Below are 13,709 nucleotides of genomic sequence, written 5' to 3'. Positions count from 1 at the left end.
GCCGGCCACATAACGGTCTGCAATGAAGTCGAGAGTCATAGATTCCCGACCTCCGACCTCCGACCTCCGACCTCCGAATCCCGAATCCCGAATCCCGAATCCCGAATCCCGAACCTACCCACTGGCCTCGATCATCTGATCCAGCACATACACCGGGGCACCATCTGCGCCGGGATACCGGGTGACGCGCAGCAAGGTGCGGATGCCCGCTTCGTGGTCGAAGCCCTCGATCCGGCCATCGAAGGGGCGCCAGGGGTCGGTCGCGGGCTGGCCGTCCGCCGTCTGCTCGCGCAACTGCAGACATGCGCGCGACGGGTTTGCGGGGCATGGCACGGTGTCGGCGGCCACCTCGAGCAACAGTGTCTGTCCGGGCCCGCCGTAGCGGGTGGCGGCCGTGGGCGTGCTGCCGAACAGCAGGCGGGTGCCATCGCTGCGGGTCAGGGCCAGCTGCGGCGTGGCCTGCGCACTGTCCATCGTCACCGCAAAACGGCCGGACAACAGGTCGCTGGCAGCACGTTCCTGCGCCATCTTGCGCGGCTGCGCACACAGGCGTTTGCTCGAGACCACCCGGCCGATCTGCAGCTGCGTCCCGGCCACGCTGTAGCTGGCGCCCAGGGCATTGCAGGTCTGGCTGACGTGGATGCGCTGGTCGCTGAAGTCCAGTTGCAGCGGTGCGCTACCGGCAACGAACAGGCTGCGTAACGCGGTGCCATGGGCGTCGCTGGCCTGCAGCAGTTGCCAGTGCCTGGCCTGCAATGCCGCGCGCAAGGGGGCGTTATCGGCCAACGGCGCAGCGGCGGCGGTCGCGCCGGGCCCGGTACCGCCAGGCCCGGTACCACCAGGATCCTGCGCATCGGGCAGCGCACCCGAACCGCAGGCCGTCACGCCCGCCGCCAGCAGGGCTGGGGCGAAGAACACGGCACGCATGGGCGGCTCCCGGTGGGCAAGGCCTCAGTGATACCGCCGGCGTGCCGCCAGGGCAATGACCGGCGTCACTGCCCGTGCAGTTGCCCTGCCTCGCTGCTCAAGCAGCGACAGGCAGCGCAACGGCCGTGGCGGGTCAGGCCGCGACCGGCAACCACAGCAGCAGGGCGGCGCCGAGCACGATGCGGTACACCGCAAACACCGTGAAGCGGTGCTTCTTGATGTAGCCCAGCAGCCACTTCACCACCACAAAGCCGGTGAGGGTGGCCGCCACGAAGGCCACTGCCACATCGGTCCAGTTCTCGCTGCCGACGCCGCCTTCCTTGTACATCTCCAGCAGTGCATAGCCGCTGGCCGCGAACATGGTCGGGATGCCCACCATGAACACGAAATCCGCCGCCGCCGAGCGCTTGCTCAGGCCCAGCAACATCGCCAGGAAGATCGCCGAGGCCGAGCGCGAGGTGCCGGGAAACACGCCGGCCACCACCTGCGCCAGGCCGACGGCAATCGCCACCTTCCAGGTCACCACGTCGCGCTCGGGCAACTTGCCGGCAAAGTGCTCGGCCACCAGCATCCAGACACCGCCGATCAACAATGCCCAGGCCACCGGGTGCACGGTTTCCGGCAGCTGCCAGCCGGCCTTGCGCACGATCAGCCCCACCACCGCCGTGACCAGGAAGGCCACGCCGATCTTGAGCACGTAGTCGCGGTTGGCGCGCTCGCCCAGGCCGGTGGCCAGGGTCCACAGCTTCTGTCGCAGCGCCAGGCAGATGGCCAGGATGGCGCCGGCCTGGATGACGATATTGAAGAAGTCAGAACGGCGTCCGAGCCATTGTTCGGCGATCAACAGGTGGCCGGTGCTGGAGATCGGCAGGAATTCGGTGAGGCCTTCGAGAATGCCCAACAGCAGGGCGGAAATCAGATCGGACATCGGACTGGAGGGGAGGGTTGGGGGAGGCGTCAGGATAGTGCATTGCGGCATGCACCATATTGGTGCAGCATGGATGCCGTCAGCACCTTGCTGGTGCTAGCGCCGCTGTGGCGGTCTCAAGTGATGCAAGCAAAATCAACGACTTGTGAAAATCCGCGATTTGGCATGGTCCCTGCTGTATTTCCGTCCACGAGCCACTTCACTCCAATCCGAGGTTTCTTCCGATGTCCGTGGAAAATGTTGAAAAGCTGATCAAGGACAACAAGGTCGAGTTTGTCGACCTGCGCTTCGTCGATATGCGTGGTGTACAGCAGCACATCACCTTTCCGGCCAACATCATCGAGCCGGCGCTGTTTGAAGAAGGCAAGATGTTCGACGGCAGTTCGATCGCGGGTTGGAAGGGCATCAACGAGTCGGACATGGTGTTGCTGCCCGACGCCGGCACCGCGTATCTGGATCCGTTCTTCGCCGATCCGACCATCGTGCTGACCTGCGACATCCTCGACCCGGCCACCATGCAGAGCTATGAGCGCGACCCGCGCGGCATCGCCAAGCGCGCCGAGGCCTACCTCAAGTCCTCCGGCACCGCCGACCAGGCGTTCTTCGGCCCGGAACCGGAATTCTTCATCTTCGATTCGGTGCGCTTTGCCAACGACATGGGCCACACCTTCTTCCAGGTGGGCTCGGAAGAGGCCGCCTGGAACACCGGCGCCAAGTACGACGGCGGCAACAGCGGCTACCGCCCGGGCGTGAAGGGCGGCTACTTCCCGGTACCGCCGACCGACACCCTGCACGACCTGCGCGCGGAAATGATCAAGACGCTGGAACAGGTCGGCATCGAGACCGAAGTGCACCATCACGAGGTGGCGACCGCCGGCCAGTGCGAGATCGGCACCAAGTTCAGCTCGCTGGTGCAGAAGGCCGACGAACTGCTGACCATGAAGTACATCATCAAGAACGTCGCCTACCGCAACGGCAAGACCGCGACCTTCATGCCCAAGCCGATCGTCGGCGACAACGGCTCGGGCATGCACGTGCACCAGTCGTTGACCAAGGGCGGCACCAACCTGTTCGCCGGCGACGGCTACGGCGGCCTGTCGCAGATGGCGCTGTGGTACATCGGCGGCATCTTCAAGCACGCCCGCGCCATCAATGCGTTCTCCAACTCCGGCACCAACAGCTACAAGCGTCTGGTACCGGGCTTCGAAGCGCCGGTGATGCTGGCCTATTCGGCGCGTAACCGTTCGGCCTCGTGCCGCATTCCGTGGGTCACCAACCCCAAGGCACGCCGCATCGAAATGCGCTTCCCCGATCCGTTGCAGTCCGGCTACCTGACCTTTACCGCGCTGATGATGGCCGGCCTGGACGGCATCAAGAACCAGATCGACCCGGGTGCACCGAGCGACAAGGACCTGTATGACCTGCCGCCGGAAGAAGAGAAGCTGATCCCGCAGGTGTGCTCCAGCCTGGATCAGGCCCTGGAAGCGCTGGACAAGGACCGCGAGTTCCTCAAGGCCGGCGGCGTGATGAGCGACGACTTCATCGACGGCTACATCGCGCTGAAGATGCAGGAAGTGACCAAGTTCCGTGCGGCAACGCATCCGCTGGAATACCAGCTGTACTACGGCAACTGAGTTCCACCGCGGTGATGGCGGAGGCCCCCCCTCCCACCTCCGCCATCGCCGCACATGTTTGACGCTCCACGGCACCGGCCGTGGAGTGAGGGGAACGAGAGAGCACACAGTTCGCGGCGCGCGGGCCTGACCTCTCCCACGCGGCAGATGCATCGCATCGGCCGGGGTCTGCGCGATCTGCGAACGATTGGATGCCGGGGTTGGCATCCAGGTGACTGACACCGCCGGGCGGCGCAATGCCGGCCGGTTCCTTCCACCTTTCGGGGTATGCGCATGAAATTGATCACCGCCATCATCCGGCCGTTCAAGCTCGACGAGGTCCGCGAGGCCCTGTCTGCCGCTGGCGTGTCGGGTATCACCGTTACCGAGGTCAAGGGCTTCGGGCGGCAGAAAGGCCACACCGAGCTGTATCGCGGCGCCGAGTACGTCGTGGACTTCCTGCCCAAGATCAAGATCGAGACGGTGGTGACCGACGACCGGCTCGATGCCGTGGTCGAAGCGATCCAGAACGCGGCCGGCACCGGCAAGATCGGCGACGGCAAGATCTTCGTCACCGCGATCGAGCAGGTGGTGCGTATCCGCACCGGCGAAATCGGCGCCGATGCCCTCTGAGTCCACCACCTCCGGAGTTCGTATGAAGACAGCTCTTTTTGCCGGGTGGAAAGCCCGGTTCTACAGCGTGTGCATGCTGATGCTGTTCAGCGCGCTGGTGGTGGGCGGCATGGGCAGCGCGCAGGCGCAGTCCACCCCGCAGGTCACCCCGCTCCCGACCGAGCCGGTCACCACAGAACCGCTGCCGTCCGCGCAGCCGGCCGCCGCGCCGGTGGCTGCGGCCGAGGCCGCGCCGGTGGTGGACAAGGGCGATGTCGCCTGGATGCTGACGTCCACCCTGCTGGTGCTGCTGATGGTGGTGCCGGGCCTGGCGCTGTTCTATGGCGGCATGGTGCGGGCAAAGAACGTGCTCTCGGTGTTGATCCAGGTGGCCACGGTGTTCTCGCTGCTGACCATCCTATGGGTGATCTACGGCTACAGCCTGGCGTTCTCCGGTGAAGGCGCGTGGATCGGCAACCTGGACAAGGCGCTGCTCAAGGGCGTCACCATCGAGACCCTGTCGGCCACCTTCACCAAGGGCGTGAGCCTGCCGGAATACGTGTTCGTCGCCTTCCAGGCCACCTTCGCCGGCATCACCGGTGCGCTGATCGTCGGCGCCTTTGCCGAACGCGCCAAGTTCGCCGCGGTGCTGCTGTTCTCGGTGATCTGGTTCACCTTCGGCTACCTGCCGCTGGCGCACATGGTCTGGGCCACCGGTGGGTACCTGTTTGGCCTGGGCGCGCTGGATTTTGCCGGCGGCACCGTGGTGCACATCAATGCCGGTATTGCCGGCCTGGTGGGCGCCTACTTCGTCGGCAAGCGCGCCGGGCTCGGACGTGAGGCGATCAAGCCGCACAACGTGACCCTGACCTTCGTCGGTGCCTCGCTGCTGTGGGTGGGCTGGTTCGGCTTCAACGCCGGCTCCAACCTGGAGGCCAATGCCGGTGCGGCGCTGGCCTTCCTCAACACCTTGCTGGCCACTGCCGCGGCCATCCTGGGCTGGTCGTTGACCGAGAAGATCATCAAGGGCAAGTCCTCCGCCCTGGGTGTGGCGTCGGGCATGGTGGCCGGCCTGGTCGGCATCACCCCGGCCTGCGGCACCGTGGGTCCGTTCGGCGCCATCGTCATCGGCCTGGCGGCGGGCGTGCTGTGCGTGTGGGGCGTCACCGGTCTGAAGCGCCTGCTCGGCGCCGACGACAGCCTGGACGTGTTCGGCGTGCATGGCCTGGGCGGCATCATCGGCGCGATCCTGACCGGCGTGTTCTCTGCGGCCTCGCTGGGCGGCCAGAAGGGCGGCGATTACGACATCGTGCATCAGGTCGGCATCCAGGCCCTGGGCGTGGGCATCACCGTGGTGTGGATCGGCGTGGTGTCGGTGGTGGGCTTTGTGGTCGCCAAGCTGGTGTTCGGCCTGCGCGTCACCGAAGACGCCGAGCGCGAGGGGTTGGACATCACCTCGCACGGCGAAGCCGCCTACGAGTCCTGAGCATGGCCACCCGCGGCTCCCTGGCCGCGGGTGGCGCAACGACCCGGCCGGCGCTGCCGTGCCGGGGACGGTTTCTCCCGCGGCCCGTGCTGGCGCGGATCCACTACCGAGGTGCCTGCATGACCAGCCCCCCGCCCGTCACTGTCGGCGCGGATGCGCGTCGGGTCGGTGCACGCCACCACCGTCGGACCCCGGATGTCCTGATGCACGCTTCGTTCGGCGCGCCACACGCGCACGCCGGCGCCGCTTGCACTAAATTGGTGCAATGCTGATGACGACCCCCACACCGTCGCTCGACAGCCTGGGCACGCCGGTGGCCTGGGCCGACCGCGAGGGCCGCGTGCTGGGCGTCAACCCGGCCTTTGCGCGCTGGCTCGGCGTCAGCGCCCGGCGCCTGGTCGACCAGCCGCTGGCCGCGCTGGAAGTGCAGGGCGATGCGCTCGCGCGCTTCCTGCTCAACGACGAGCGCGACGTGCTGCGCCTGCATCGCCTGGCCCTGGGCCTGCCCAACGACGCACCACGCTTTGCCGAAGGCTGGCTGTCGCGGCTGGATGACGGCGGCTGGCTGCTGGAAACCCATCCGGTCGACGAATTCCCCGCGCTGGACCCCACGCATGCCTTGCCCAACGCCTTGAGCGCCGCGCTCAAGGGGCTGGCGCACGAACTGCGCAACCCGCTGGCGGGCCTGAAGGGCGCAGCGCAGCTGTTGGCCCGCCGCTCGGCCGGCCGCGACGAGGACGAGCGCGAGCTGATCGAGTTGATCGGCACCGAGATCGAACGCCTCAACACCTTGCTCGAGCGTCTGCTCTCACCCTCGCCGCTGCGCCCGCACGAGGGCCTCAACATCCATGTGGTGCTCGAGCGCGTGCTGCGCCTGGCCGAGGCCGAAGGCGGCTGGTCGGTGCAGGTGCAGCGCGACTACGACCCCAGCATTCCGGACATCCTCGGCGATGTGGACCGGCTCACCCAGGCGGTGTGGAACCTGGTGCGCAACGCCTTCCAGGCCGGCGCCACCCGCGTAACCCTGCGCACCCGCGTCGAACACGGCCAGCGCATCCGCGACCGCGTGCATGCGATGTCACTGCGCCTGGAGATCATCGACGACGGCGGCGGCGTGCCCGAAGAGCTGGCCGAGCACCTGTTCCTGCCGCTGGTCAGCGGCCGTGCCGAAGGCAGCGGGCTGGGCCTGGCGCTGGCCCAGCAGGTCTCGCGCGAACACCACGGCACGCTGACCTACCGCTCGCGTCCGGGCCATACCGTTTTCACCCTGCTGCTGCCCGAGCTGGCCGGCGATCACGACAAGGAGCACCTGCATGGCTGAGGCCGCCGCCGCATCCCACCATATCTGGGTGGTCGACGACGACCGTTCGGTCCGATTCGTGCTGTCCACCGCGCTGCGCGATGCCGGCTATGCCGTGGATGGCTTCGACAGCGCTGCCGCTGCATTGCAGGCGCTGGCGATGCGGCCCACCCCGGACCTGTTGTTCACCGACGTGCGCATGCCCGGCGAGGACGGCCTGACCCTGCTGGACAAGCTCAAGGCCAAGCACCCGCAGCTGCCGGTGATCGTGATGTCGGCGTACACCGATGTCGCCAGCACCGCCGGCGCCTTCCGCGGTGGCGCGCATGAATTCCTCTCCAAGCCGTTCGACCTGGACGACGCCGTCGCGCTGGCCGCACGCGCCTTGCCCGACGCCGATGCCGGTGTCGACGAGATCATCGGCACGCCACTGGCCGAGGGCTCGGCCGCGTTGATCGGCGACACCCCGGCCATGCGCGCGCTGTTCCGCGCCATCGGCCGGCTGGCGCAAGCCCCGTTGTCGGTGCTGATCAACGGCGAAACCGGCACGGGCAAGGAGTTGGTTGCACGCGCGCTGCACAACGAATCGCCGCGCGCGCGCAAACCGTTCGTGGCGCTCAACACCGCCGCCATTCCCGCCGAACTGCTGGAAAGCGAGTTGTTCGGCCACGAAACCGGCGCCTTTACCGGTGCCACCAAGCGCCACATCGGCCGCTTCGAACAAGCCGATGGCGGTACCTTGTTCCTGGACGAAATCGGCGACATGCCGCTGCCGCTGCAGACGCGCCTGCTGCGCGTGCTGGCAGAGAACGAATTCTTCCGCGTCGGCGGGCGCGAGTTGATCCGCGTGGACGTGCGGGTGATCGCCGCCACCCACCAGGATCTGGAGGCGCTGGTCGAACAGGGCCGCTTCCGTGCCGACCTGCTGCACCGGCTGGACGTGGTGCGCCTGCAGCTGCCGCCGCTGCGCGAGCGTCGCGGCGACATCGCGCAACTGGCGGAAAACTTCCTGGCCATGGCCGGACGCAAGCTCGACATGCTGCCCAAGCGCTTGTCGTCGGCCGCGCTGGAGGACCTGCGCCAGTACGACTGGCCCGGCAACGTACGCGAACTGGAAAACGTGTGCTGGCGCCTGGCTGCCCTGGCCACCGCCGACATCATCGACGTGGTCGACGTGGACGCCGCCCTGTCCCGCGGGCGTCAGCGGGCCGGCCGCAGCGATGGCCAATGGGACGACATGCTGTCCAGCTGGGCCGCGCAACGCCTGAGCGAAGGTGCCCAGGGTCTGCATGCCGAAGCCCGCGAACGCCTGGACAAGACCTTGCTGGAAGCCGCCCTGCAACTCACCCAGGGCCGCCGCGCCGAAGCCGCCGCCCGCCTGGGCCTGGGCCGCAACACCGTGACCCGCAAGCTCGGGCCGGGGCGCAAGCGCCGCTGATCAGCCCGCACGCGGCGTTGAGCCCCTTTCCCGCCTGCGGGAGAGGGGGCGGGGTGAGGGGCACCTGCGAAAAGCCGTACTGCGTGCGCAGGTGCTGGAGCCAGGCAGCGAACCAGGCGAGCTTGACGCGCATCACGGCGGCAAGCGTGCATGCGCTCGCCGGTTTGCTCGCACGCGCCACTGTCTCGATTAGCTGGCGGCGCACACGCCCCCCATCCGCCCTTCGGGCACCTTCCCCCGCACGCGGGAGAAGGCAAGGCAGGCAAGGCAGGCAAGGCAAGGCAGGCAGGCAGGCAGGCAAGGCAGGCAAGGCAGGCAGAAAACTTCGCAGTCGAGCCCCTCTCCCGCCTGCGGGAGAGGGGTTGGGGTGAGGGGCGCTTTTTGCACATCTCCCGGCTCGCGACATCAGCCCCGTAAACTCCTGGGCTGCCTAAGCGCATTTCATGACACGTGAACATGCGCCCGCATAGGTTTCCAGCCTGATCAGGAGAACAGCTCGATGCGTTACCGGTCGCCCACGATCGTTGCCCTCACCGTGCTGGCGCTTGCCGCCTGCAGCAGCACGCCACCGCCTCCGCCACCTCCACCCCCGGCGGCGCGGGTCGTCCCTGTCCGCCCGGTCCAGCAGGCAGAAGCGGTGCTGGCATCGGCCTCGGGCAGCCTGGTCAGCGGTCGCGTCGTGCTGGTGCCTGCATTGCAGGGCATTCGCGTGACCGGGACTGTCGGTGGCCTGCGCCCCGGTGGCGTGGCCGGCTTCCATGTGCACGAACGTGGCGATTGCAGCGCCGCCGATGCCAGCAGCGCGGGTGCGCATTTCAATCCCGCGGGTGCGCCACACGGGCGCGCTGGCAGCAATCCTCACCACGCCGGCGACATGGACAACCTGCGCGCCGATGCCGAAGGCGTTGCGCACCTGGACATGATCGTTTCCGGCATCACCCTAGGCGATGCCGCGCCCAGCGATGTGGTCGGCAAGTCACTCATCGTGCATGCCGATCCCGACGACTATCGCAGCCAGCCCAGCGGCAACGCCGGCGCACGTCTGGCCTGCGGCGTCATTCGCGTCACCCAGTGGCGCACACCCCCTTCGCAGCCCTGAGTTGGGGCATCCATGGCCGCCTGCGCGGCCCCTACAGGAGTTTTCCATGCGCATTCTTCCCACCACGCTGTTTCTGGCAACCGCCCTGGCATTGACCGCATGCAAGCGCGAGGAGCGCGCGCCGGCCGATCCCGCCCCCGCACCGCAGGCCGGCACGCCGGCTGAAGCGGCGCATGGTGGCGAGCATGCCGCCTCCATGGTCACCGAAGCGGCGGCCACCACGACGGCCACCGCCGAGCTCAAGCCGACCAAGGGCAATGACGTCAAAGGCACGGTGACCTTCAAGACGGTCGACGGCGCGCTGCGCGTCACTGGCCAGCTGAGTGGCCTCAAGCCCAACACCGAGCACGGCTTCCACATCCACGAAAAGGGCGACTGCAGCGCCCCGGACGGCAGCAGCGCCGGCGGCCATTTCAACCCGGCCCAGTCCGACCACGGCAACGTCAGTGCCGACCCGCACCACGGCGGCGACATGCCCAACATCAAAGCCGACGCGCAGGGTAATGCCAGCATCGACGGTCCGGTCTCGAGCAACGTCAATCTCGGTAAGGCGGACCAGTTCGACATCGCCGGACACGCCGTGATCGTGCATGCCGATGCCGACGACTACAAAACCCAGCCCACCGGCAATGCCGGCGGCCGCCTGGCCTGCGGCGTGATCACCACCGACAACGCGCAGGCGGCGACTAAATAAATGGAGGTGTGGCGCACCAGTGGCCACACATCCTCATCGATGGACGCGGCTGCGTACTGCAGCTGCGTCCATTGAGAATCGAGCCCGGGTGAATGGCTGAGGCGTCGGTGGGCGTCGCCATGCTGTCATCCTCGGTGCAGCGAGCAGCGATGGACGTGCATGCGCGTAGCGCATGCGCCAGCACGGCTACCTGACTGCTGTTTCGCCACAGCAACGATCAATAATTGGCCCAGAGCCCCGGAGTGGCCAGTTCCAGCAGGTGCGCATCGGGATCGCGGAAGTAGATGCTCTGTCCGCCTCCGGGCCATTGCGTGCGGCCTTCGATCGGCACCGCGCACTCGCACAGGTGTTCTTCCCAGCCGGCCAGCGCGTCGGTGGCGATCGCAAAGGCGTAATGCGTACGCCCGCTACCGTCGTGCGGCGGAATGGTTCCACCAGGCAGGCTGACCGTGGTTGCCGTGCTGCCCTGCAGGAACAGCAGCAACACCTGTCCTGGTGCGATTGCATAGGCGGCCATGCGCGCATCGCGATGCATGGGCTGCAGCCCCAGCACGCGGGCATAGAACGCACACGCGCGCTCCAGGTCGGCCACATAAACGCCGGTTTCCAGCACACCCTGCAACGCGGGCAGCGAAGAAACCTGCGGCTGCGTCACGCCGCCAGCGCCTGGCGCGGATCCTGGCCCGGCTCGACATGCACGTACAGCACCGGCAACCCATGCGCTTCCAGCACGGCCGCCATTTGCCGCTGGCGCGAGAGGAATTGCTCGTAGACGCCGCGCAGGCGTTCGCAATGCTCGCGGTCGTGTGCGTAGTAATCGCACCAGCCGGCCGGATCGAACAGCGCAATGCGCACTTCGCCGCCGACATAGCGCAGCACCGGCTCCGGCGCCTGCTCCAGCCATTCTTCGCTGGTGGGCGCAAGCAGGGCGGCTTCGATCAGCGGCCACAGCGGCGCCAGGCCCTGGTTGTCGTACTGCATCGAAATCATCGCCGTCAGGTCGTGCGCGGTGAGATAGCGGGCGTGTTCGATGCGCGCACCGAAGCTCTCCTGCGCCAGCAACGCAGTATCTGCCTGCGCCATGCCCTGGGCCAGCAGCACTTCTTCCATCGCATCGGCCACCGTCGCCACGATCTGCGGATCGCCGGAGAGCAGGAACGGCAACACACGCAGGCCGCCACCGGTGAGCTGCGCATCGGCCTGGAAGGGCAGCGGAATCTCGCCCTGTGCATCGGCGCCGAAGGCCAGCACGCGCGGGCCCTGATCGCGCCCGGGGGCCCGCGCATGCAGTTCTTCCAGGCGGCGATGCAACGGCCAGCCGGGCCGCAGGACCTCGGCCGGGTCGAAATGCGCCATCGCCACGCTCAGTTCCAGATCGCGGATCTCCGGGATCCATTGCGCCAGGTCCCGGCCAATGCGCTCGGCCAGCATGCCGGCCTGTTCGGGCGGCAGGGCGCCGCGCTCGGGGGCGGTGCCGCCGGTCAATTCCAGCGCCAGCACACCCATGGCGGTCACGCCGTGTTCGGTCTTGCTCATGATTCGCGGTTGGCCCATCACGGGGTCGAAGCTACACTGCGGCCATTATGCCTGCCGGCCCTGTGCAGGCCATGTCCCCGAGTCCTCCATGCCAGGTCAACCGATGCCCGCAGCCCGTCCCGTCGCCATTCTGGGCGGCGTTCGTATCCCGTTCTGTCGTCAGAACACCGCATACGCGGATGTCGGCAACCTGGGCATGTCGGTGCGCACGTTGGGCGCGCTGGTCGAGCGCTTCGGGCTGCACGGGCAGCAATTGGGCGAAGTGGCGATGGGGGCGGTGATCAAGCACTCCTCGGACTGGAACCTGGCCCGCGAGGCCGCGCTGTCGTCGGGCCTGTCGCCGCTGACCCCGGGCATCACCCTGCAGCGCGCCTGCGGCACCAGCCTGGACTCGGTGATCACCATCGCCAACAAGATTGCGCTGGGGCAGATCGATTCGGGCATCGGCGGCGGCTCGGACACCACCTCGGAAGTGCCGATCGTCTACGGCAAGAAGCTGCGCGCGCGGCTGCTTGCCGCCAACCGTGCCAAGGCCACCGGCGACAAGCTCAAGGCGCTGCTGCGCGGGTTCAAGCTGAGCGAGCTCAAGCCCGAGTTTCCCGGCGTGGCCGAGCCGCGTACCGGCAAGAGCATGGGCGACCACTGCGAAGACATGGCCAAGGAATGGAATATCTCGCGCGATTCGCAGGACGAGTGGGCGGTGGCCTCGCACCACAAGCTGGCCGCAGCGTATGAGCGCGGTTTCTTCGATTCGCTGATTGCTCCGTTCCGCGGCGTCTCGCGCGACAACATCCTGCGCGCCGACACCTCGCTGGAAAAACTCGCCACCCTGCGCCCGGCCTTCGACAAGACTTCCGGCCGCGGCACGCTCACTGCGGCCAATTCCACTCCGCTCACCGATGGTGCGGCCGCCGTGCTGCTGTCCAGCGAAGCCTGGGCGTTGGCCCATGGCCACACGCCGATGGCCTACCTGCGCGACGCGCAGGTGGCGGCGGTGGATTTCGTGCACGGCGAAGGCCTGCTGATGGCGCCCACCATCGCGGTGCCGCAGATGCTGGCGCGCCAGGGCCTGACCTTGCAGGACTTCGATATCTACGAAATCCACGAAGCCTTCGCCGCGCAGGTGCTGTGCACGTTGCGCGCCTGGGAGAGCGAGGATTACTGCCGCAACCGGCTGGGCCTGGATGCGCCGCTGGGCCGCATCGACCCGGACAAGATCAATCCGCTGGGCTCGTCGCTGGCCACCGGCCACCCGTTCGCCGCCACTGGCGCACGGGTGGTGGCTACCGCCGCCAAGCAACTGGAAGAGCGCGGCGGTGGACGCGCGCTGATCTCGATCTGCACTGCCGGCGGCATGGGCGTGGTGGCGATCGTCGAGCGCTGACGCTGCTGCGCAGCGCGGGATTGCGCATTCGGGATTGGGGATTCGCAAAGGCGAAACCCGCTCTTGCGAATCCCGAATCCCGAATCCCCAACCTGCAAGGATGCATGGATGTCGAACGATGCAAAGCGCCCGTCGCCCAGCCTGTACCTGCCGCCGGTAGACGGCGATGTCTGGCGCGAGGGCGATGTGCTGGTCTGCACGCCGGGCGCCACCTTGCCGCCGCGGTGCGTCAAGTGCAATGCACCGGCCGACATACCGCCGCGCCGCTACATCTTTCACTGGCATCACCCGGTGATCTACGCCGCGCTGTTGCTCGGCGTGCTGCCGTATCTGATCCTGGCGATCGCGCTGCGCAAGCGCAGCGCCCACGTGCTCATCCTGTGCGAGCAACACGAGCGTCGCCGCGTCCGTTATGTCGCGATAGCGGTGGCCTCCGTGCTGGCGCTGCTGGTGTGCGGGCTATCGCTGGATAGCCCGTCCCGCTGGCTGATCGGCGCCGGCGTGATGGCCGTGATGTTGCTTGTCGCTCGCCTGGGGTCGCGCGTGTTGTCGCCGACACGGGTCGGTCACACGCAGGCGCGCTATCTCGGCGCCTGCGATGCATTCCTGGACGATCTGCCACCGCCGCCGTGGGTGTCGCGCGGACGCTGATACTGCGCAGCGCTGTCTATCTGCCGCGACGGCCCAGCGCC

The 13,709-nt window shown here is 67.6% G+C and carries 13 protein-coding genes; 9 read left to right on the top strand and 4 right to left on the bottom strand.

The genetic code is table 11. The features are described from left to right. Positions 1–114: 114 nt before the first annotated feature. Positions 115–927, bottom strand: a complete 813-nt coding sequence (locus OZ10_RS16280) for an META and DUF4377 domain-containing protein (protein WP_039415038.1) — start codon at positions 925–927, stop codon at positions 115–117. A 133-nt stretch (positions 928–1,060) separates the two neighbouring features. Then, complete coding sequence (locus tag OZ10_RS16275) at positions 1,061–1,855, bottom strand: undecaprenyl-diphosphate phosphatase (protein WP_039415041.1); 795 nt, start codon at positions 1,853–1,855, stop codon at positions 1,061–1,063. 224 nt (positions 1,856–2,079) lie between these two features. On the opposite strand from OZ10_RS16275, the gene glnA reads away from it, so the two are divergent. From glnA to OZ10_RS16240, 7 genes are all read left to right on the top strand, one after another. Beyond that, a complete protein-coding gene (gene glnA / locus OZ10_RS16270) occupies positions 2,080–3,489 on the top strand; it encodes a type I glutamate--ammonia ligase (protein WP_005992704.1) in 1,410 nt (469 codons plus the stop codon). A gap of 273 nt (positions 3,490–3,762) precedes the next feature. Then, positions 3,763–4,101: a P-II family nitrogen regulator gene (locus OZ10_RS16265; protein ID WP_002808480.1), complete on the top strand. Its 339-nt coding sequence runs from the start codon at positions 3,763–3,765 to the stop codon at positions 4,099–4,101. Positions 4,102–4,123: 22 nt separating this feature from the next. Next, positions 4,124–5,566 (top strand): ammonium transporter, encoded by a 1,443-nt coding sequence (locus OZ10_RS16260; RefSeq protein ID WP_039565897.1) that lies wholly within the window; start codon positions 4,124–4,126, stop codon positions 5,564–5,566. Between the two features lie 265 nt (positions 5,567–5,831). Then, positions 5,832–6,887, top strand: a complete 1,056-nt coding sequence (locus OZ10_RS16255; protein WP_039565894.1) for a two-component system sensor histidine kinase NtrB — start codon at positions 5,832–5,834, stop codon at positions 6,885–6,887. Continuing rightward, the gene (gene ntrC / locus OZ10_RS16250; RefSeq protein WP_039565892.1) at positions 6,880–8,304 is read left to right on the top strand and encodes a nitrogen regulation protein NR(I); all 1,425 of its coding nucleotides are present in this window, start codon (positions 6,880–6,882) and stop codon (positions 8,302–8,304) included. Before OZ10_RS16255 ends, ntrC begins: the two co-directional genes overlap by 8 nt. Before the next feature lie 499 nt (positions 8,305–8,803). Then, positions 8,804–9,403, top strand: coding sequence for a superoxide dismutase family protein (locus OZ10_RS16245; RefSeq protein WP_039565891.1), 600 nt, complete (start codon positions 8,804–8,806; stop codon positions 9,401–9,403). A gap of 46 nt (positions 9,404–9,449) precedes the next feature. Next, positions 9,450–10,097 (top strand): superoxide dismutase family protein, encoded by a 648-nt coding sequence (locus OZ10_RS16240; RefSeq protein ID WP_039565889.1) that lies wholly within the window; start codon positions 9,450–9,452, stop codon positions 10,095–10,097. Between the two features lie 217 nt (positions 10,098–10,314). Here the strand turns inward: OZ10_RS16240 and OZ10_RS16235 are convergent, their stop codons facing one another. Both OZ10_RS16235 and OZ10_RS16230 read right to left on the bottom strand, forming a co-directional pair. Beyond that, the gene (locus tag OZ10_RS16235; protein WP_081419604.1) at positions 10,315–10,710 is read right to left on the bottom strand and encodes a VOC family protein; all 396 of its coding nucleotides are present in this window, start codon (positions 10,708–10,710) and stop codon (positions 10,315–10,317) included. A 38-nt stretch (positions 10,711–10,748) separates the two neighbouring features. After that, a complete protein-coding gene (locus tag OZ10_RS16230) occupies positions 10,749–11,633 on the bottom strand; it encodes a hypothetical protein (RefSeq protein WP_039565886.1) in 885 nt (294 codons plus the stop codon). An 88-nt stretch (positions 11,634–11,721) separates the two neighbouring features. On the opposite strand from OZ10_RS16230, the gene OZ10_RS16225 reads away from it, so the two are divergent. Next, entirely contained in the window at positions 11,722–13,017 is a 1,296-nt protein-coding gene (locus OZ10_RS16225; RefSeq protein ID WP_039412494.1) for an acetyl-CoA C-acetyltransferase, read from the top strand. A 108-nt stretch (positions 13,018–13,125) separates the two neighbouring features. Then, the gene (locus OZ10_RS16220; RefSeq protein ID WP_039412491.1) at positions 13,126–13,668 is read left to right on the top strand and encodes a hypothetical protein; all 543 of its coding nucleotides are present in this window, start codon (positions 13,126–13,128) and stop codon (positions 13,666–13,668) included. Positions 13,669–13,709 lie beyond the last annotated feature (41 nt).

The organism is Xanthomonas cannabis pv. cannabis (genome assembly GCF_000802365.1).
Lineage (GTDB): Bacteria > Pseudomonadota > Gammaproteobacteria > Xanthomonadales > Xanthomonadaceae > Xanthomonas > Xanthomonas cannabis.
Note: the sequence above shows the minus strand (reverse complement) of the source record. Positions and strands in the feature narration are given on the sequence as shown.